The organism is Mucilaginibacter agri (assembly GCF_009928685.1).
In the GTDB taxonomy this organism is placed as follows: domain Bacteria; phylum Bacteroidota; class Bacteroidia; order Sphingobacteriales; family Sphingobacteriaceae; genus Mucilaginibacter; species Mucilaginibacter agri.
In genome coordinates this window covers 327,880-348,073 of record NZ_WWEO01000045.1, presented here as the reverse complement: position 1 = coordinate 348,073, position 20,194 = coordinate 327,880, and the positions used below count along the sequence as shown (strand labels likewise).

Genomic DNA, 20,194 nt, shown 5'->3' with positions numbered 1-20,194 from the left:
TTAATGATAAAAAAAGGGCTTACAAGTTTAGCGGTCTTCTTTTTGTACCTCATATCATTACTGCCATTTTGGTTGCTGTATCTCATCGCCGACTTTTTGTACGTGATTATGTATTACGTAACAGGCTATCGCAGAGGCGTGGTGCAACAAAATCTTAAAAACTCCTTCCCCGAAAAAAATGCTGAGGAACTACATGCCATAGAAAAGAAATACTACCATTACCTGGCCGACCTGTTTGTTGAAACGATAAAATCTATTACCATTTCTAAAACTGAAATGGAAAAGCGCATGTACTTAACCAACCTCGAGGTGATTAACGGTTATTTTGCGCAGAACCGCAGCATTATTGCTGTTGTTGGCCATTATGGTAACTGGGAGTGGGGGGCTTTGCGCACCGGCACCATGACGCACCATCGTCGGGTAATTATTTATAAGCCACTGAATAATAAAACATCCGACCAGCTGTTTAAGCGTATGCGCGAGAAATTCGGTGCAACGTTGATACCCATGAAAAGCACCCTACGTAAAATGGCGGAGCTTAAAAGCGAACTATCACTTAGTGTATTTGCATCAGATCAGACACCAGTGCGGGAAGAAGCACATTACTTTACACCGTTTTTAAATCAGCCCACGGCTGTATTTTTAGGTATTGAGAAAATAGCAACTCTTTTTAATTCGGTTGTGGTATTTGCCGATATCAGACGTGTAAAAAGAGGATATTATGAGTGTACATTTGTGCCCTTGGTTGAAGAACCGAAACAGACTAAACAATACGAAATAACCCAGGCGCACGTACAGTATCTTGAAAAAGTGATCAAAGAAGAACCGGCTTACTGGTTATGGTCGCACAGGAGATGGAAATTTAAGCCCGAAGGAAACTGAATTAATGGAGATTAAACCTAAAGTAGCTGTAGTAATATTAAACTGGAACGGGCTAAAATATTTGAGCTTGTTTTTACCAGGCGTAATGCAATCGACATACACCAATCTCGAAATTGTGGTGGGCGATAATGCATCGTCAGACGGCTCGGTTGCTTTTTTGAAAGCACAGTTCCCAACCGTTACTATTATTGAAAACGATGCGAACTATGGCTTCACAGGGGGATATAATCGCGTTTTACAACAAGTTGAAGCTGATTACTATATCCTGCTAAACTCTGATATTGAAGTTGGCCCGGGATGGATTGAACCGGTAATTGAGTTGATGGAAACCGATGAGAAAATTGCAGCTGCAGCGCCAAAGATCAAATCATACGCAGAGAAGACCCACTTTGAGCATGCCGGCGCTGCCGGAGGTTTTATAGACCATTTTGGTTACCCTTTTTGCCGTGGCCGAATATTTTACGATGTGGAAGAGGATAAGGGCCAGTACAATCAGTCGGGCGAGATCTTCTGGGCATCAGGCGCGGCCTTATTTATACGTAAAAAGTATTGGGATATGTCGGGCGGTTTCGACGAGCAGTTTTTTGCCCACATGGAAGAGATAGATCTTTGCTGGCGTTTAAAAAATATGGGCTATAAGGTTATGTATTGCGCCGAATCTGAAGTTTACCACGTTGGCGGCGGCACACTGGATAAAGAGAACCCGTTTAAAACGTACCTCAATTTCCGCAATAATTTGCTGCTGTTGAAGAAGAATATGCCGGTATACAAATCGTTGCCGATAATTAGTATTCGTTTCGGGATGGATCTGCTGGCTATCTTCCGTTTTATGAATGAGGGCAAACGCAAGGACGCCTGGGCTATTAGTCGTGCGCACCAAAATTTTGTTCGTAAGCTATTTTCTCCATCAGATAAGCGTACCAAAACCAAGCCCGCCATTAAAGGGCAGGCTAATTTAACTGGTATGTTTAAGCTGAGTATAGTAAGGGAGTTCTTTCTCAATAAAAAGAAACACTTTACTGATCTGGATCCTCAGCAGTTTTATCGCTAGTCGTTCTATCCTCGCTTTCTCTTAAGTTACTTTCCTTAGCTTCTGCTTTGTTGGCAGCAAGCGCAGGCTCATCACTTGGAGGAGTTTGTGGTTCTATTTTGTGGTGAGGTAGGGGTAATTCCGAATCCTTGTCCCAATAAAGGTGTACATCCTGTTGTGGGAAAGGTAAGGAAATGCCCTCGGCGGCAAATGTGCTATATACTTCTGCCAAAATGCGGCTTTTTAGTTCTTGCCATATGGCTATGTCGGATGCCCAAAACAGCATTCTGAAATCAACAGAACTCGCGTTTAAATTATGAAGTAATACCACCGGGGTGGGGTCGGTCATTATATCATCGCGATTGGCGAGCAAATCTCTCAATATTTCTTTTACCTTTTCCACGTCAGAGCCGTAAGCCACGCCAATGATCAGTTCAACCCGCCGATTACTGTTGCTCAACGTCCAGTTGATTACGTGCTGCGATATCAGATCACCATTGGGAATTATAACCTCAGCACCATCGCCGGTTAATAGCCTGCTGGATCGTATGCCAATCTCTTTAATTGTACCCGATTTGCCCGATACCTCGATAACGTCGCCAATTTCAACAGGTTTTTCAAACGCCAGTATTAAACCCGATACCAGGTTGTTTACTATGTTTTGCAAGCCAAAACCAATACCCACACCAAAGGCGCTAATAATAATGGTGATCTTGTCCATCGGCACACCGGAGGCCGCCACGGCTATAAAGAAACCGACGGCGAATATACTGATGCGGATAAGCAGCATCGAGGTTCTGCTTTTACGCTTTTGCGGCTGGGTGCCTTTATGCTGACCGGCAAAATCATAAAAGTAATTAATAACCTTTGCTGTAATTGATGATAGCCAGATTACCACCACAAAAACAATAATGCCCCCGAAGGTAAATTGCGTGCCGCCCAGGCTATGAGATTTTTGCATAAAATCTGTCACCCAATCCCAAATGTTGTCTTCTATACCCAGGTTTTGCGCCAGCATTACCGCCCACATAATGGCTGCAATTTTGTTAAGTACGCTTCTGAACTTACTTTGCAGCAATTTAAAATCAAGGAACGAGCTGATGCCCGTGTCACTTTTATTGGCCTCCAGTTGTAAAAACAAGCTTTCCATTAATATCTGAACGAAGAGATAAAACGTAAAACCCAACCACAAATTAAGGTTGCCGGTAACGGCCATTATCTTAGCCAGCGTAAAGCGGCCGCTTATATTAAACACAAAAGAAACAGCCTGCAGCCCGATAAATATCTTTAAAACCAGTCGCCAGTAAGGTGGATAGCCTTCTGCATCTTTGTTGGCCCGTAAAAAACGATAACCGATAACCGCAGCGGCGCCTGATACCAATAGTACAATTACCCGATCGACGTTAGAAATTTCTACAAACAGGTTACTTACAGCGTAAATAAGCGAAATGAAGAAAATAGTGCGCAGAAATTTATACAGAACCGGATGATAGGTTCTTTTGACCAATATCAACACACAGGTAGAAGCGATAAGGAACAAGCCCTCTAAAAATACAGCCGGCGGATGATCATAAAAATAAGGCTGAATAACCATGCAGACAATAATGGCCGACAATATGGGGTATTGAGCCACGTAATTGGTTTGTGCCAGTATTTTATCTGGAGTGGTACGGGTATTTAAAATTTTGCGACGGTTGGTATAAATCCACAGGAAGAATAGGACGAGGATAAAAAAACCAATGAAGTGAACCACTGTTTCGCGGCTGATCATAAATTTCAACAGCTTGTAGTTCATGTTCACGGTGTCGTCCAACGCCGAGTTAAAGGATGTCCCAGGCGTAGACTTCATGTCCCAAATGACATTACTTTCCGAAGAAAACGCCAGTTCACCAAAACTGCGTATTTTGGTATTCAGACGGTCTTTTTGATCAAGAATGGATATATAAATATCAGCAACCCGATTTTGCAGCAAGCCAATTTTCAGCAGATTAACCTTATTAAGCGAATCTAGCTGACGATGTTTAGAAAGTACTGCTTTAATAGGCTGATTGGCAGTTTCCTGCAAACTTGTATCAGCCGGAACTGTGCTAAACGTAGTATCCTTCTTTATCTCATTTAAGTCACTACGCATTTGCACCAGCTTGCTATTTATATCTGCAAGCCGATCCTGCCATTCATCCAACTGGTCTTCCGATCGGGTTAAAATATCACGGATAGCGTAGAGATAACGTAAGGTATTCGATTTATCCTTATCTATGAGATTTTTTACTATGGTAACCCGTTTTTGATAGCTGGGTAAACCGTTGCTGATATCCACGGTATCAAATCCGTGCGAAAGGCTTACACTGATTTCGGTAAATGAGTTATTGTAATACTCCACCTTTTGCAGAAGCATATTTAACGAGGTATCCGAATGTTTCAGGGTGCGCATCATCGAATCCCGGCGCAGGATACTTGTGCGCAGCGAATCGCTCTGTGTCCGTTTTTTTCGGCGCAGTTGGCTATAGCCATCTGAAAAGCAAAAGACCAGCGAACCGGTAAACACCAGAACAAATAGATACTTCAAAAACTTTTGCATAGGTTTCATTAACACAATTGGTAAGGTTCCGTTTTACGGATGCCGAAATATTTATCGGGTTAAATAATGTTCGAGTGCTAACCGGTATGAATTAAGGCCGAAACCAGCTATAACACCCACGCAACTTGCCGCCAGCATGGAGTGGTGCCTAAAAGCTTCGCGTTTGTGTACGTTAGAAATATGCACCTCAATTACAGGTGTATTAATGGCCGCAATGGCATCGGCAATGGCAATAGAAGTATGGGTATAAGCGCCTGCATTTAAGATAACACCATCATAGCTAAAGCCAATTTCGTGTAGTTTATCAATCAGTTCGCCTTCCTTATTGCTTTGGAAATACTCAATGATAACATCAGTATATTGGTGGCGCAATTGCTCTAAATATGTATCGAAACTGCTATCTCCGTAAATAGATTTTTCCCTTACGCCAAGCAGGTTTAAATTTGGGCCGTTAATAATTTGTATCTTCATCAATCCAAACTTAACTATAAATCGGGAAAACTAAAATCAGGTGGAGTGGCAGCAGGCAATAAAAGGATTTAAAAGTTATCTGAAGTTAGAAAAATCGATGTCGGCTAACTCTATACAAGCTTACAGTAGAGATATAGATAAACTAAAACAGTTTTCTGAATCGCAGGAAGTTATAATTAAACCAATTGCAATTTCTTTAGCCGATCTTCGCCGTTTTTTAACCTGGTTAAGCGAGTTAGGAATGCTACCAACATCGCAGGCAAGAATTTTATCAGGCATCAAAGCTTTCTACAAATACCTGCTGATGGAAGACGAAATCAAAATCGATCCATCAGAACTGCTCGAATCGCCCAAAACACGCCGTAAGCTACCCGATACGCTAAGCATGTTGGATATTGATAACCTGATTAATGCTATCGATCTCTCCAAACCCGACGGCGCACGTAACAAAGCAATTTTAGAAGTATTGTATAGCTGCGGCCTCCGCGTGTCCGAACTTACCGAGCTCCGCATCTCTAACCTCTACCTCGATATAGAATTTATTAAAGTAGTTGGCAAAGGCAGCAAAGAACGACTGGTTCCCATCGGTGGTTCGGCTACAAAGGCTTTAAAGATCTGGTTGGATGAGGTTCGTGTGCACATCCTCATCAAGAAAGGAGAGGAGGACTTGGTTTTTCTTAACCGTCGCGGTACTCGTTTAAGCCGGGTTTATATTTTTATGCTGATTAAGGATTTAGCAGAAGTAATCGGCCTAAAGAAAAAGATCAGTCCCCACACGTTTCGCCACTCATTTGCAACTCACCTGGTTGAAGGAGGTGCCGATCTTCGCGCTGTGCAAGAAATGCTGGGTCACGAGAGTATTACCACTACAGAAATCTATACGCATTTAGATAGGGATTATCTGAAAAGTACGATTATCCAGTATCATCCAAGGAGCTGAGAATTAGTTATTAAGTTGTTGAGTTACTAAGTTAATCATGCTTCGCATTTTATAGCACGGCCCTCAGTAACTTAATAACAATTAACCTGGTAACTACACCTAATCATCCTATCTCTACCACTCATGTCTTTTCTTAACTCTATGTTTTTAAATGACTTATTTAATAACATCTCAACTGTTTCTTTACCATAAGATTCATTGATTTCGAAAAATAACAGGCCACCAGGTTTCAGATTTTTAATCGCAAAATCGGCTATGGCTATATAAAACAATAGTGGATCTTCCTCCGGAACAAATAGGGCACTGTGAGGCTCAAAGTCCGTTACGTTGGTGTGCATCTGGCGCTTGTCGGTTTCGGTAACGTAAGGAGGGTTACTTACTATGATATCCAATCGGTTATCCATATTAATGGCTTCATAGTTCAATATGTCGGCATGAATAAAATTAACCGGTGTGTGATTGCTATCTGCATTTCGCTTTGCAACTTCCAATGCACCTTTAGAAATATCTATAGCAGAAACTTTTGCCTGCTTTAATTCATGCTTTAGTGTGATAGCAATGCAGCCGCTACCTGTGCCAATATCCAGGATGTTTACGGCAGGAATGGGTGCACTTTCAATAACCCAGTTTACCAACTCCTCCGTCTCCGGGCGAGGGATAAGCACGTTTGAATTTACTTCGAATCTTAAGCCATAGAACTCCGTATAGCCTAAAATATATTGTACTGGCTGGCCGGTTTGCAATTGGTTCAACATTGAGGTTAGCCGTTCCTGTTGTTCCCCGGTTAGTTCAGTCTCGGGGAAAGCCTTGAGTTTGGCCTTGCTGTAACCGGTTAATTCGCTTAATACCAGCATGGTTATGGCGTCAACTTCAAGACTGTCGTAAACAGCGTTAAGGCCATGTTTAAAAGTATTCAGTACGTCGGCTACAGTTTTCATTCAACAAATAAACATAAAAGCTAAATTTGTACGATGTATGAACACAAAAAATACATGCAACGCTGTATTGAACTGGCCCGTTTGGGAGCCGGGTATGTGAGCCCGAACCCTATGGTTGGCGCTGTAATTGTTCATCGGGACAAAATTATTGGCGAGGGGTATCACCAGCAATATGGCAATCCGCACGCCGAAGTTAATGCTGTGAACATGGTACTAGCTAACCAATCGGATGCTGAAGCAATGCTTAAAGAATCTACCATTTACGTTTCGCTAGAACCATGTGCACACTACGGCAAAACACCACCATGTGCAGATTTGATTATCAGACACGGCATCCCCGAAGTGGTAGTTGGCTGCCGAGATCCCTTTGACCAGGTTAACGGTAAAGGCATCGAAAAACTACAGGAGGCTGGTGTTAATGTAATTACAGGTGTGCTGGAAACTGAGTGCCGCGACTTAAACAAACGCTTTTTTACCCACGTAAAACATCAACGCCCATATATTATTTTAAAATGGGCTAAAACTACGGATGGCTTCTTTTCGCCCGACGATGGCAGCCAGTTTTGGATTACTGGCCCCGAATCGCGCCGTTTGGTACACCAATGGCGCGCCGACGAAGATGCAGTGCTAGTTGGCAAGAATACGGTTGTGGCCGATAATCCTCAGCTTAATTTACGTTATTGGGAAGGCAAAGCACCTAAACGGGTGGTAATAGATCGCAGGCTTGAACTCGATCACCAATTAAATATTTTTGACCAGAGCGTTGAAACGCTTATCTTTAATGAGGTAAAAACGGACGTTGAAGGCAATATCAAATACATTGCTCTTGAAGACTTTGACCGTTTTGTACCGCATTATATTTTATACCAATTATACCTGCAGGATATCCAGTCGGTAATTATAGAGGGCGGGGCGCATACGTTAAACAGCTTTATTGAAGCTGGTTTGTGGGATGAAGCACGCGTATTTACCGGAAATTCTGTTTTAAATGAAGGTATTCCATCACCAACCGTTCTCGGCACTATACCCGAGCATTATAAAGTGGGGGATGATATCTTAGAAATTATATACCAGAAAAACATATAAATGATCTACATCTTTTTGAGCGTTTGCTGCAGTGTGGCAGTTTCTATCATGCTAAAATTAGCCAGACGCTATAGTATCGATGTTTTTCAGGCCATCACCTGGAATTATTCGATAGCTATTATTTTAACTTTAATATTTCTAAAGCCGCAACTGGGCAGCTTATCAGCCGCGCCGGTTTATAACTATACCATATTAGGTATTCTGCTTCCGTCGCTGTTTGTGGTTATTGCAGCTTCGGTAAGATTTACAGGCATTGTACGTACCGATACGGCGCAGCGGTTGTCACTGGTTATTCCCTTATTGGCTGCATTTTTTCTTTTTAATGAGCAACTTACCACCTATAAATTAATTGGCATTGCGGTAGGCCTGGTGGCTATTATTTTGCTGCTCATGAAACCTAAAACCCAACGCCGTAATACATTTACTACGGCATCATGGCTATATCCAATAGTGGTATTTTTAGGCTTCGGGGTTATAGATGTAATGTTTAGGCAATTGGCATTGGTAAAAGATGTTTCTTTTGCTACTTCTTTATTTGCCATTTATGTTATTGCTTTCGTACTGTCTATTATCGGGCTTATTTACATGGTAGCCACTAAAAAAACTAAATTCTTGTGGCGATATATCGGTTTCGGCTGGATGTTGGGCGTAGCTAACTTTGGTAATATTTTGTTTTACCTATTGGCCCATAAAGCGATGGCTAAAAGTCCGTCGGTCGTATTTTCGGCCATGAACATTGGTGTTATTGCAGTCGGAACAATGGCTGGCACCTTTTTATTTAAAGAAAAAACAAGCAGTCTTAACCGCGTCGGTATTATACTGGCCATTACTGCCGTTATAATTATTGCCTACGCGCAAACGCACTAAATGTTATTCGACGATACTTATTTAACCATTGAGGAGCCGACAGAAGGTATCCATCGCGTGAGTGGGAGCAAATTTCTGAGTTTTGCTTATCCCATAAAAAGCGAAACCGAAATAAAACCCATCGTGGCTAAATTAAAGGCTTTGCATCCGCAGGCAAATCACCATTGTTGGGCGGTGAGGCTGGGATATGACCAATCGGCGCAACGGTTTAACGATGATGGTGAACCTGCAGGCTCTGCAGGCCGTCCGATTCTCAATACGCTTTTATCTAAGCGCCTTACAAACATTATGGTGGTAGTGGTGCGATACTTCGGCGGAACACTATTGGGCATCCCAGGCTTAATCAGCGCGTATAAAATAGCTACGGAAGAAGCTTTGACAAACGCAAAGGTGATAGAACGAACCTTTAATGATGTTTATCGGGTTGATTTTGACTACCTGCAAATGAACGATGTAATGAAGGTAGTTAAAGACCAAAATCTTGATGTTTTGGAAACGCAGTTTGATACCACCTGCATGTTAAAATTCAGCATAAGAAAAACACACGTTGATCAGGCCGAGCAAAAATTACGCAGATTGAATGGAGTTAAGTTAACCTATCTGCACAGTAGCTGATCGTCACAAAAATTTTTTTAATATTTAAGAGAACCTTTTAAAACATAGCAAACATTTTTTTGTTAACTTAAGGTTGAAATGTATTTAAACCTTTTGACCTGCTATGAGTACGCTACCAATTGGAACCTACATGGAGGATGAAAAACGATTCGAATTCGACTTCGTTAAACATCTTTTAAAGATCACTTACTACGGAGGCGCGCGTTTGGCGCGTACTATTATTTCTCCATTCCGCATGATCAAAAACGACGATCATTTGTATCTGTTGATCCACGATTACGATGAGGAGGGAGAGAAAAAGATCATGATCGAATCTATCAATCCCGAAGAAATGGTGATTCACGACGATAATACTTCTTACAAACTGCAAAAAGTTAAATAAATCTTTTTGAAAGAAATATGCTCAAAATGCTCCAAGAAATTGGGGCTTTTTTGTTGAATATACCCCTTATAATGCTTATTTTGGGCGGGTATGCAATCTTTTGAAATCAATAAATCAGACCTTTTAAAGCTCAAAACCGCCCTCGAAGGCGATGACGCTGAGCTTCAGAGGGTTCTGCAGGAGTACCATGCTTCTGAGATTGCAATCCTGTTTGAACGACTTTCACCCGAGGAGCACGAAAGGATTATCAACATCCTGCCATCAGATGTGGGTTCGGAGGTTATCTCCGAAATGGATGAAGAGAACCACCCCGAGCAGATTCTTTTTAACCTGCACCCCGAGAAACGTTCGGAGATTATCGAAGAGCTGGACTATGATGACGCTACGGACATTATCTCCCAACTCGAGGAACATGAGCAGGAACAGGTATTAGAACATATCGATCAGGAGGATGCTACAAACATCCGTGCGCTGCTAAACTACGAGGAAGACACGGCGGGTGGTTTGATGAACACCGACGTTATTAAACTCAATGTGAAGCTTAATAAAGTGGTTGCACTGGAAGAGGTGATTAGGCAATCGGAAGAGATGGAGGAATTTTATACCATTTACGCCGTTAATGATGCCGACGTGCTGCAGGGCATTGTATCCTTGAAAGACATTATCAAATCGCGCTCTAATGTGCTGGTAAGCGATATATTAAAAGCCGACTACGTTTATGTAAAAGCCGATGTTGACCAGGAAGAGGTTGCCCGGTTAATATCTCAATATAACCTGACGAGCATCCCGGTTGTGGATGATAATTTGCGTTTGCTGGGCCGCATTACGGTAGATGATATCATCGACGTAATGGAGGAAGAAAGCACCGAGGACATATTAAAGATCTCGGGGGTATCTGAAGATGAAGAGCTGAGCGGGGGATGGCAGGATGCGGTTAAAAGCCGTTTACCCTGGTTGGTGATTAACCTGGGCACTGCATTTTTAGCAGCATCGGTAATCAGGCATTTTGCCGGACTGGAAGCCAAGTTGCCCATCATTGCAGCCTACATGACTATTATTGCCGGTATGGGTGGTAACGCTGCTACGCAAGCTCTCGCTGTTACCGTTAGGCGTATTTCGCTAAGCGACCTTACGGATCAACAAGCTTATAATACTGTATTAAAAGAGTTTTTGGTAGGCATGCTTAACGGCGCTTCAAATGGCGTTATTGTATTTATAGTAGCTTTACTCTACGACGGCAATCCCATGCTGGGCCTCGTACTCTTTTTAGCTATGACAGGCAATCTTATTGTTGCCGGCCTTACCGGGGCTACTATACCCTTGTTGCTAAAGCGATTAGGGATTGATCCTGCCGTGGCATCATCCATTATTATTACAACGTTTACGGATTGTATAGGCTTTTTGCTGCCTTTATGGCTAGCATCCGCACTTTTATTATAAATTTGGACCCATATTATTTGACGCTATGACTGAAGTAAGATACAACTGGACCAAGGAAGAAATTGCTGAAATATATCATACCCCATTGCTGGATCTGATTTATCGCGCAGCAACTGTTCACCGCGAAAATAAAGACTACGCCGAAGTGCAGATTAGCTCGCTGATCTCTGTAAAAACAGGCGGCTGCCCCGAAGATTGCGCTTATTGCCCACAAGCAGCGCGTTATAATACCGGAGTAAACGTACACGCTATATTGCCTAAAGAAGAAGTTATTGCTGCTGCCGAAAAAGCCAAAGCTGGTGGCGCATCACGCCTTTGCATGGGCGCGGCATGGCGCGAAGTGCGCGACAACCGCGACTTTGATAAAGTATTGGAAATGGTAACTGCCGTTAACGGCCTGGGTATGGAAGTTTGCTGTACCCTGGGGATGTTAACCGAAAGCCAGGCACAACGTTTGGCGGATGCAGGCTTATATGCTTATAATCACAATTTAGACACGTCTGAAGATGATTACAAACGTATTATCACTACCCGTACTTACGATGAGCGCTTACAAACCTTAGACCACGTGCGTAAAGCTAAAATTAGCGTTTGCAGCGGTGGTATCATTGGTTTAGGCGAAACAGTAGAAGATCGTATTTCGATGCTGAAAACATTATCGAGCATGCCTAAGCACCCGGAATCTGTACCAATTAACGCCCTGGTACCTGTAGAGGGAACACCACTGGCAGATCAGCCGCGTGTTTCTGTTTGGGATATGGTGCGTATGATAGCAACTGCACGTATTGTAATGCCGAAAACAGTTGTTCGTTTATCTGCGGGTCGTACAGAAATGAGCACTGTAGAACAAGCACTGTGCTTTATGGCCGGCGCCAATTCCATTTTTGCAGGTGAGAAATTATTAACTACGCCAAATCCATCTTTCGATACAGATATGGCCATGTTTGAGCTGTTAGGTTTAACCCCACGCAAAGCCTTCAAAAACGGCAGACCAAATAGGGTAGAAGAAGTTAAAGAAGAAGTAAGTTTATAATATTTACTAAATAGCAAAAAGAAAGGCCTGGTCGTTGATCGGGCCTTTCTTTTTGCTTGTTAATGGAATGAGAAAATTTGTCTCGATTCTTGCTTCTCTACTCCGCTATTACCTTCACATCCATGCTTCCTCTTGTAGCTTTAGAATAAGGGCAAACTACGTGAGCTTTATTAGCCAACGTCTGAGCTTCTTCTACGCTAATGCCAGGAATTTTCACATGCAATTCTCCTGACAGCGCAAACGCATTGTCGTCTTTGTTAAAAATGATGTGAACATCCACGGTAGCTTCACTTACGTCGATATCGTGCTTTTTGGCAACCGATCCCAAGGCGCCTAAATAACAGGCACCGTATGCACCGGCGAATAATTGTTCCGGGTTAGTATAAGCGCCGCCTTCGCCGCCCATTTCTTTTGGTTTTCTGAGGTCGAGATCTAACACACCATCAGAAGATTTAATATGGCCATCGCGGCCGCCCTTTGCTGTAACCACAGCGGTATATATTGGTTCCATTTATAAATATTTTCTTTTACAACCTGCTGTGCTGATTATAGTTTGCAATAATTTTAATTTGCTAATATTTTTAGTATTTTTGATTTGTATGAACGTGGACAGGATAACCGAGAAGTTGAACATATTGGCCGATGCAGCTAAATACGATGTATCGTGCGCATCAAGTGGCAGTAAGCGGGAGAATAAAAATAAAGGTTTGGGTAATGCCAGTAATGGTATTTGCCATACTTATACCGAAGACGGGCGGTGCGTTTCTCTGTTAAAAATTTTGTTCACCAACGTTTGTATTTACGACTGCGCTTACTGTGTTTCGCGTAAAAGCAACGATATTAAACGCGCAGCTTTTACCGTACAGGAGGTAGTAGATTTAACTATCAATTTCTACCGGCGCAATTATATTGAAGGTTTATTTCTGAGTTCGGGCATATTTAAAGATGCCGATTACACGATGGAACGTTTGGTACAGGTAGCTAAGAAACTTCGGCTTGAGCATAACTTCAATGGCTATATCCATTTAAAAAGTATTCCCGGAGCTAGCGACGAATTAATGCGCGAAGCTGGCTTGTATGCTGATCGGTTGAGTATAAACCTCGAAATGCCTACCGAAGAAGGCTTGAAACTTTTAGCTCCTGAAAAGAACCGGCAGGATATGATAGATCCGATGGGGTTTCTTAAAAATGAAATCATCCTGCGGACTGAAGAAAAGAAGCTGTTTAAAAAGGCCCCGATGTTTGCACCGGCAGGGCAAAGTACGCAAGTTATTATAGGGGCAACGCCAGAAACGGACCAGCAGATTCTGCAAATGTCTGATCAGTTTTATAGGGACTTTAAACTTAAGCGTGTATATTATTCGGGATACGTTCCGGTGTTAAGCGATAATCGCTTGCCTGCTTTAAATACAGCTGTGCCGATGGTACGCGAGAATCGACTCTATCAAGCTGATTGGTTGATGCGGTTTTACCATTTTAAGGTGAACGAGATCGTTAACCAGGATAATCCGCTCCTCGATCTGGATATCGACCCTAAACTAAGTTGGGCCTTACGCAACCTGCAAGAGTTTCCGATAGATATTAATAAAGCCGATCTGCGCATGATTTTGAGAGTACCCGGTATCGGGGTGCAATCGGCACAAAAAATCGTTGCAGCGCGCCAGTTTAGAAAATTAAATTGGGATCATTTGAAAAATCTGGGCATCGCCGTAAACAGGGCGCGATACTTTATCACCTGTAATAGCCCGCAACACGAGCGGCGTGATTTAACCGGCACGGCGATTAAGCAATATATACTGGCTGAATCGCAAAGTAAATACATTAAAAACTCGACTACACAACTCAATCTCTTTTAAATGACTACGCTGATATACGACGGCACGTTTGAAGGATTACTGACGGCCGTTTTTGAAATTTATGAACACCGGCTAACCCATGTGCGTATGCAAAAAGGTGAGTGGCACAATACGGCCTTATTTGAAAATGTGATTAAGGTAGTAACCGACGACAACAGGGCGAGCAGGGTTTTGAAAGGAATAAAGCAAAAGCTATCCGCGCAGGGCCTGCAGCGCTTATATGCAGCTCACATGGCCGAAATGGAAGGGGAGGACGATAATTTGATTGGCTATATACGTTATGTATTTGATTCACCTAAAAATATTGAGGAAGATTACGGCAACAAATATGTGATGCGCGTATCCGAAATAGTGCGCATGGTGCGGCGCGAAAAGCACAGGATGGAAGCATTTATCCGTTTTCAGGAATTGAAGGATAAAACATTTTACTCGGCCATAGAACCCGATTATAATGTATTGCCTTTATTGATAAGGCATTTCAGAAACCGTTATGCCGATCAAAAGTGGATCATTTATGACGTCAGACGAAACTACGGCTTGTATTACGACATGAACGAAACCCAATTTATCTCACTCGATTTTGCAACCGTTAATCCAGGTAACGTAATCTCTGCCTATAATGATGACGAGGCGGTATATCAGGATTTATGGCGTAACTATTTTACCAGCGTAAATATACCAGCCCGCAAAAATACCAAGCTCCATTTACGCCATGTGCCCAAGCGATACTGGAAACATTTAACCGAAAAAATATAAGCTCGTAAATAATTTTAACAGGTAACAGATTGAAAATAAAGCGTTAAACACCTGCAAAATGTTTATAAGTTAAATGTTAATTACTGTAGTGAAAAAGGGGTTAAATAGCATTTAATAGCTAATTGACTCATTTTTAGAATGTTAATAACGATCATTTTTCTGTTAATAAGCCTGTTAAGAAAAAGTTCGATTTTAGGCTTGACAAAAGCATTGTAACACAGTACCTTAGAAATATCAGAAACGACGTACTTTGACAGCCTTGGGATACGGAAATTGAATCGGGCAAACCTTCGGGCGCGCTAAAGATCAAGGGAAGACCCTAAATTACCACGGAAGATCAATCTTCATTAAGAGTTTAACATAAACGTGAGTGTATGTTTTACGGTGTGAAAATTTACGCAAGTATAACCTCACAATAATGATGAAATCACCGGGGCCAATTTACCAGAGGTATTGTTGTTTGTAATTAGCCGCTTGCTCTACGGAGTGTAGCGCGAAAAATGCAAGCAAAAACAATGATCGTTGACAAGTATGCTTTGCTTCGGCGGGGCGGAAAGTCTGATCGGTTAAATCGTACTATAAGCGTTTTGGTGCTCTTCTGAAGGCCACGGCCCAATGCGGAGTTAGAAACGGAGGCAACATCTTAACGGAAGTTGGCCTCCGTTTTGCATTTATAACCTTCTCCAATATAAATTTTGTATTTCGACGTTAGGAGAAATCTGCTTGCTGGAAATACATATAATCTGCACTCAGGCATAGTTATATTAGTTTAGAGGTTTAAGATTAAATTATTCTAACTGAAAATCAATAACTTAATAAATATATTTTAATTATTTTAACTTTTTACTTGACACGTATTGATTTTCGTCCGATATTGCATTTATCAAGAACGACGTACTTTGACAGCCTTGGGATACGGAAATTGAATCGGGCAAATCTTCGGAAGCGCTAAAGATCAAGGGAAGACCCTAAGTTACTACGGACAATCAATGTCACTGCAAAAAGATGAAGGATTCGCGTGAGCGAAAAACTTATCCAAAATGAAGATATGCGCAAGCAGAAGATCATTAAGGTGATAAAATTACTGAAGCTAATTTACCAGAGGTATTGTGGTTACAAATTAAGATGCTTGCTCTACGGGGTAATGTGTTGAAAAAGTGGAACTAAAGCAATGATTTAACAAGTAAGCTACTGCGTTGCAGTTTAAGAAAGGTAAATCGGTTAAATTACTACACAGCGTTATTGGTGCTTCACGAGAGGCTACGGTTTATCATGAAGTGTAAAACGGAGATCGTATTCGAACAGAATATTGATCTCCGTTTTCGTTTTATACAGGTTTTCGTTGATTACTTGCCCCCCCCTAAATATCTTGTCATTCTTACTTTTCCACCAGCAGGAGCGGATACTCTCCATGGCTATGGGGACGCGCAATGCCTGTGCATATCATATTGCTTATAAACTTCATCGCCTATAAAAGCGCAGAAGATCTCTCACTATCGTTCGAGATGACAAATGTGTTGCTAAATCTAATTCCACAAGATTCGCATTGTCAAGGTTGCTCATCGTAAAATGCATCCATAAAAACTGTCCATTTATCTTCGCCATTCGTAAAATCTTTTAATTTAGCATAATGGCTAAAGAGAGCAGGGGCCGTGCAGCTGCCGGTACTAAAAAAATATTTGTATTAGATACGTCTGTGATCCTCTACGATCATAATGCTTTTGAAAACTTCCAGGAACATGATGTGGCCATCCCGGTGCAGGTTTTGGAAGAACTCGACAATATGAAAACGGGTAACGATACCCGTAATTTCGAAGCCCGAAGCTTTATTCGCCTAATGGACGAGTTTGCCGGTGAACATACGCTCAACGATTGGTTGCCGCTAAAAGGACATAACAAAGGTAGCTTCCGGGTGGTAATGGATAAATCAATTGCCACATTAGATGCCGTAGCTATTTTCGGCGATAACAAAACCGATCACAGGATATTAAATGCAGCATTGAGCCTGCAAGAGGAAAGCCCGGACAAGCGGGTGATATTAGTTTCTAAAGATATATGTCTCCGCCTGAAAGCCAAAGCACTTAACCTTAATGCCGAAGATTACGAAACTGGTAAGATTAAAAATTTAGACGAGCTTTATACCGGTAAAACGGTACTGGATAAGCTTACTGATAAAACCATCAATCAGTTTATTAAGCAACGTATTGCCTCGCCAGATACTTTGGGTATTAAACCGCCTCCAGGCAACCGCTTTTACATTTTAAACAGTAAAAACAAATCGATTCCGGGTTTCTACAATTCAGCAACCGAGGCGGTAGAATATGTAGCAGAGCAGTCTGCTTTTAGAATCTCACCTAAAAACACTGAGCAAGCCTTTGCTATACACGCCCTGTTAGACCCCGAAATTAAGCTGGTAACCATACAAGGTAACGCCGGCACGGGTAAAACCCTTATAGCGCTTGCCAGTGCGTTAGAACAGCGCAAAACTTACCGACAGGTTTATGTTACCCGCCCGATAGTTCCGCTAAGCAACAAAGATATTGGTTTTTTGCCGGGCGATGTAAAAAGCAAGGTGGACCCATACATGGCGCCCATTTGGGATAACCTTAAGTTTATCCGCGAGCAATTTGCCGATGATCCTAAAATGCAGATCAAGATAGATGAACTGGTTACTACAGACAAAATATCGATAGCTCCGCTTGCGTTTATACGTGGGCGTACGCTTACCAAAATCTTCTTTATAGTAGACGAAGCTCAAAATCTTACTCCGCACGAAATTAAAACCATTATATCGCGTGCCGGCGAAAACAGCAAGTTTGTATTCACGGGTGATATTTATCAGATAGACACACCTTATTTAGATGCGGAAAGTAATGGGTTGTCTTATTTGATAGATCGGGCGAAAGACCATCCGCTTTATGCGCATATCACCCTGCAAAAAGGGGAGCGGAGCGAACTGGCTAACCTGGCTACCGAATTATTGTAAAACCAGATTATCGGTTATCCGGCCAATATCGTTGGCTATTTTATTGATGAAGCCCAGTTGCTCTTTCAGTAGTTCCTGATCTGCTGTACTTTCAGGTGTCAGCTCATCGTCGGCTACGGTTTTTTCGGCCGTAAACTCAAAGCTATTGCCACCCAGTTTTTTACTGCTTTCATTTAACACGGCGATATCGCGTTTCAGCATTTTCAAATTGTCTGCACGCAGATGGATCACGGTGTTTGCTGCAATATTTGACGCAATAGTTGCGAGGTAAGATGATAGAATATGGTTTAAAACCACAAATTTGTGCACGTCTTTGCTTTTCTTTTGCTTGCTTTTGGGTTCGGACACCATGCGTTCAAAAGCTGCCGAAAGGTTGGCGGATTTTACAAACACATCCTTGCGAGCCAGTTTATAGTCCATTGTTGATCGTGGCTTGCCAGTAAGGTTTTCGCCCAGCGTAATCAAATATCTAATGTTGGCATCCACCACATCCAGCGAAGTTTCCCGTAGCTGTTCCGACTCCCAAGATGGGAATAGGAGATAACTGGCCAAAAATGAAAGAGACGCGCCTAAGATGGTATCGATAATACGTTCTTCGGCTGCATCCAGGTGTCCAACGCCTAAAAATTTGAAGAGGATGAGTACATAGGGCGTCATAAAAATAACGCTAGTAATATAATTCACCCTTAAAAAACTGTAAGCCCCCATCATAAACAACATTAGCAGCACTACTTCCAATGTTTTGTTATGAAGAAAGGTTAGTATCAAAACACCTATGGCGCCGCCTATAATAGTACCTGCAACTCGCTCGTAATTCCGCTGTTTTGATAGGCTGAAACCAGGTTTAAGGATTACGATAATGGTAAGTAATACCCAGTAACTATGGTGTCCGAATTTGATGTTCTGGCCGGTGAAATCATTAATTAGTTCGAGCAAGCCGTTGCTTTTGGTAATAATAAAGCCAACTAAACAAACTAATGATACTCTTAAAGCATGTTTAAATCCCGACGATTTAAATGAAAGGTTATCAAATAATATATGCGGTGTATAATCCTGATGGGCAACAAACTTGGTGTATTCCACATCTCCCTTTTTTGAGATCAGGCCTTCCGCAGATTTTGAGTTATAGTATTTGCAGATATCAATGATCTTCTGATTAAAATCGCGAAGGTTAATGAGGATTTTTTTGAGCACCAAATTACTTGATCCCGAAAGATGGGCCGAAGTATTATCGATTTCCAACTTCAATTCTTCCAACTGGGTATTGAAATTTTTGATGCGCCGATACCTCGAGTTGGCTAATATGGCGTACCCCACGTTGTCCAATTCGCCTGCCATTTGATGTATCAGATGGCCAATGTGCGGTAATATATCAGTGCCGGCAAAGCGGTCGCGAATTTCCTGATAATCATAATGCGTGGCCATAATCTGCTCAAACATATCAACCAGATCAACAAACGTAAGTACCAGTACCCGGCTCGCGTGAGTCGATTCCTTTACAATTAAACGTGTTTTAAATAGCAACTCGCGCACATTGTCTTGATGCTGACTTACTTTTATTTGTTGAGAAACTAGCTTACGATAGTTTTGCTCTATATCGGTTTCTGGTAAATAGAAATCGGCTTTGATACGCAGAAATTTCACCACATCAACAATATTTTCCCCCAGGGCCTGCTGTGCTGCGCGATATGGTCTGATGCCAAAAAACACGAGGCTCATAATCATGTACCAAACCCCGCCAGCGGTAATGATCGCGCTGTATTTTAGTACTTCATTGGGTTGCAGGCCTTTGTCCATCATAAATATCATCACTAATAGTGACGATGTGCCTATAGATGCAGCCCTGTTACCGTATACCGTAAACATAGAGAATACGAATGATGCGGCCACCACCTCAATACCTAGTGTATATACATTAAGCCTTGCAAAACCCGTTATTATTGCCACGAGTAAAACTAGTGCGTTACAAATAAGCATCGCATTGCGCTTGTAAACTTCGGGCCCGGGGGTATCAACCACGCAAACGCAAACAGCACCCAGCGATAAGGTAAGTCCTAACTCAAGCTGCCCAAATTGCGCTAATATGAGAGATGGGAGTAAAACCCCAAGGGTGATGCGCAACCCATCCGAAAAATACTGACTGTAAAAGAAGCTTTTTATTTCGCGTTGGTGAACGGCCATTTTTTAGATTGCAGCGGTTGGTGACTGCAAATTTATAACAAATAATGTTCCTGCTTTAAAAACGTGCGAAGATTGTAACAAAAACATTGTCGATAATCTCGGTAGATAATTATATTTACAGAACAATTAAAACAGATCGTAACATGGTCTGTC

At 42.0% G+C, this 20,194-nt stretch carries 17 protein-coding genes; 12 read left to right on the top strand and 5 right to left on the bottom strand.

The annotated features are described in order from the left end of the window. Window positions 1-3 precede the first annotated feature (3 nt). Both GSY63_RS21705 and GSY63_RS21700 read left to right on the top strand, forming a co-directional pair. Window positions 4-882, top strand: coding sequence for a lysophospholipid acyltransferase family protein (locus GSY63_RS21705; protein WP_166587953.1), 879 nt, complete (start codon window positions 4-6; stop codon window positions 880-882). A gap of 4 nt (window positions 883-886) precedes the next feature. Then, window positions 887-1,933 (top strand): glycosyltransferase family 2 protein, encoded by a 1,047-nt coding sequence (locus GSY63_RS21700; protein ID WP_166587952.1) that lies wholly within the window; start codon window positions 887-889, stop codon window positions 1,931-1,933. Here the strand turns inward: GSY63_RS21700 and GSY63_RS21695 are convergent. Both GSY63_RS21695 and aroQ read right to left on the bottom strand, forming a co-directional pair. Further along, window positions 1,899-4,499, bottom strand: a complete 2,601-nt coding sequence (locus GSY63_RS21695; RefSeq protein ID WP_166587951.1) for a mechanosensitive ion channel domain-containing protein — start codon at window positions 4,497-4,499, stop codon at window positions 1,899-1,901. The two genes, GSY63_RS21700 and GSY63_RS21695, sit on opposite strands and share 35 nt — an antisense overlap. A 42-nt stretch (window positions 4,500-4,541) precedes the next feature. Then, entirely contained in the window at window positions 4,542-4,961 is a 420-nt protein-coding gene (gene aroQ, locus GSY63_RS21690; RefSeq protein WP_166587950.1) for a type II 3-dehydroquinate dehydratase, read from the bottom strand. A gap of 40 nt (window positions 4,962-5,001) precedes the next feature. On the opposite strand from aroQ, the gene xerD reads away from it, so the two are divergent. Continuing rightward, a complete protein-coding gene (gene xerD / locus GSY63_RS21685; RefSeq protein ID WP_166587949.1) occupies window positions 5,002-5,901 on the top strand; it encodes a site-specific tyrosine recombinase XerD in 900 nt (299 codons plus the stop codon). A 71-nt stretch (window positions 5,902-5,972) separates the two neighbouring features. On the opposite strand, the gene prmC is transcribed toward xerD, so the two are convergent. Beyond that, on the bottom strand, window positions 5,973-6,839 hold the full coding sequence (prmC, locus tag GSY63_RS21680; protein WP_166587948.1) for a peptide chain release factor N(5)-glutamine methyltransferase: 867 nt from the start codon (window positions 6,837-6,839) through the stop codon (window positions 5,973-5,975). 33 nt (window positions 6,840-6,872) lie between these two features. Here prmC and ribD point away from each other — a divergent pair, with 33 nt between their 5' ends. The 6 genes from ribD (at window position 6,873) to bioB (ending at window position 12,262) form a co-directional block, all read left to right on the top strand. Next, the gene (gene ribD, locus GSY63_RS21675) at window positions 6,873-7,925 is read left to right on the top strand and encodes a bifunctional diaminohydroxyphosphoribosylaminopyrimidine deaminase/5-amino-6-(5-phosphoribosylamino)uracil reductase RibD (RefSeq protein ID WP_166587947.1); all 1,053 of its coding nucleotides are present in this window, start codon (window positions 6,873-6,875) and stop codon (window positions 7,923-7,925) included. Then, window positions 7,926-8,792: a DMT family transporter gene (locus GSY63_RS21670; protein ID WP_166587946.1), complete on the top strand. Its 867-nt coding sequence runs from the start codon at window positions 7,926-7,928 to the stop codon at window positions 8,790-8,792. It abuts the gene before it with no gap. Continuing rightward, a complete protein-coding gene (locus tag GSY63_RS21665) occupies window positions 8,793-9,407 on the top strand; it encodes an IMPACT family protein (RefSeq protein WP_166587945.1) in 615 nt (204 codons plus the stop codon). Window positions 9,408-9,510: 103 nt separating this feature from the next. Further along, on the top strand, window positions 9,511-9,789 hold the full coding sequence (locus GSY63_RS21660) for a hypothetical protein (RefSeq protein WP_166587944.1): 279 nt from the start codon (window positions 9,511-9,513) through the stop codon (window positions 9,787-9,789). A 90-nt stretch (window positions 9,790-9,879) separates the two neighbouring features. Beyond that, window positions 9,880-11,229, top strand: coding sequence for a magnesium transporter (gene mgtE / locus GSY63_RS21655; RefSeq protein WP_166587943.1), 1,350 nt, complete (start codon window positions 9,880-9,882; stop codon window positions 11,227-11,229). Between the two features lie 25 nt (window positions 11,230-11,254). Continuing rightward, window positions 11,255-12,262, top strand: coding sequence for a biotin synthase BioB (bioB, locus tag GSY63_RS21650; protein ID WP_166587942.1), 1,008 nt, complete (start codon window positions 11,255-11,257; stop codon window positions 12,260-12,262). A gap of 97 nt (window positions 12,263-12,359) precedes the next feature. On the opposite strand, the gene GSY63_RS21645 is transcribed toward bioB, so the two are convergent. Next, a complete protein-coding gene (locus tag GSY63_RS21645; protein WP_166587941.1) occupies window positions 12,360-12,773 on the bottom strand; it encodes an organic hydroperoxide resistance protein in 414 nt (137 codons plus the stop codon). Window positions 12,774-12,861: 88 nt separating this feature from the next. Here GSY63_RS21645 and GSY63_RS21640 point away from each other — a divergent pair, with 88 nt between their 5' ends. From GSY63_RS21640 to GSY63_RS21630, 3 genes are all read left to right on the top strand, one after another. Continuing rightward, the gene (locus GSY63_RS21640; RefSeq protein WP_166587940.1) at window positions 12,862-14,118 is read left to right on the top strand and encodes a putative DNA modification/repair radical SAM protein; all 1,257 of its coding nucleotides are present in this window, start codon (window positions 12,862-12,864) and stop codon (window positions 14,116-14,118) included. Continuing rightward, entirely contained in the window at window positions 14,119-14,874 is a 756-nt protein-coding gene (locus tag GSY63_RS21635) for a TIGR03915 family putative DNA repair protein (protein WP_166587939.1), read from the top strand. A gap of 1,630 nt (window positions 14,875-16,504) precedes the next feature. Next, complete coding sequence (locus tag GSY63_RS21630) at window positions 16,505-17,860, top strand: PhoH family protein (protein WP_166587938.1); 1,356 nt, start codon at window positions 16,505-16,507, stop codon at window positions 17,858-17,860. Here the strand turns inward: GSY63_RS21630 and GSY63_RS21625 are convergent. Further along, window positions 17,852-20,041: an FUSC family protein gene (locus GSY63_RS21625; RefSeq protein ID WP_166587937.1), complete on the bottom strand. Its 2,190-nt coding sequence runs from the start codon at window positions 20,039-20,041 to the stop codon at window positions 17,852-17,854. The two genes, GSY63_RS21630 and GSY63_RS21625, sit on opposite strands and share 9 nt — an antisense overlap. Window positions 20,042-20,194: the final 153 nt, after the last annotated feature.

Bases quoted from the DNA above. Each gene is read 5' to 3' on its own strand.
- GSY63_RS21705 (WP_166587953.1), top strand. From the start codon at position 4: ATGATAAAAAAAGGGCTTACAAGTTTAGCGGTCTTCTTTTTGTACCTC.
- GSY63_RS21700 (WP_166587952.1), top strand. From the start codon at position 887: ATGGAGATTAAACCTAAAGTAGCTGTAGTAATATTAAACTGGAACGGG.
- GSY63_RS21695 (WP_166587951.1), bottom strand. From the start codon at position 4,499: ATGAAACCTATGCAAAAGTTTTTGAAGTATCTATTTGTTCTGGTGTTT.
- aroQ (WP_166587950.1), bottom strand. From the start codon at position 4,961: ATGAAGATACAAATTATTAACGGCCCAAATTTAAACCTGCTTGGCGTA.
- prmC (WP_166587948.1), bottom strand. From the start codon at position 6,839: ATGAAAACTGTAGCCGACGTACTGAATACTTTTAAACATGGCCTTAAC.
- ribD (WP_166587947.1), top strand. From the start codon at position 6,873: ATGTATGAACACAAAAAATACATGCAACGCTGTATTGAACTGGCCCGT.
- GSY63_RS21670 (WP_166587946.1), top strand. From the start codon at position 7,926: ATGATCTACATCTTTTTGAGCGTTTGCTGCAGTGTGGCAGTTTCTATC.
- GSY63_RS21665 (WP_166587945.1), top strand. From the start codon at position 8,793: ATGTTATTCGACGATACTTATTTAACCATTGAGGAGCCGACAGAAGGT.
- GSY63_RS21660 (WP_166587944.1), top strand. From the start codon at position 9,511: ATGAGTACGCTACCAATTGGAACCTACATGGAGGATGAAAAACGATTC.
- mgtE (WP_166587943.1), top strand. From the start codon at position 9,880: ATGCAATCTTTTGAAATCAATAAATCAGACCTTTTAAAGCTCAAAACC.
- bioB (WP_166587942.1), top strand. From the start codon at position 11,255: ATGACTGAAGTAAGATACAACTGGACCAAGGAAGAAATTGCTGAAATA.
- GSY63_RS21645 (WP_166587941.1), bottom strand. From the start codon at position 12,773: ATGGAACCAATATATACCGCTGTGGTTACAGCAAAGGGCGGCCGCGAT.
- GSY63_RS21640 (WP_166587940.1), top strand. From the start codon at position 12,862: ATGAACGTGGACAGGATAACCGAGAAGTTGAACATATTGGCCGATGCA.
- GSY63_RS21635 (WP_166587939.1), top strand. From the start codon at position 14,119: ATGACTACGCTGATATACGACGGCACGTTTGAAGGATTACTGACGGCC.
- GSY63_RS21630 (WP_166587938.1), top strand. From the start codon at position 16,505: ATGGCTAAAGAGAGCAGGGGCCGTGCAGCTGCCGGTACTAAAAAAATA.
- GSY63_RS21625 (WP_166587937.1), bottom strand. From the start codon at position 20,041: ATGGCCGTTCACCAACGCGAAATAAAAAGCTTCTTTTACAGTCAGTAT.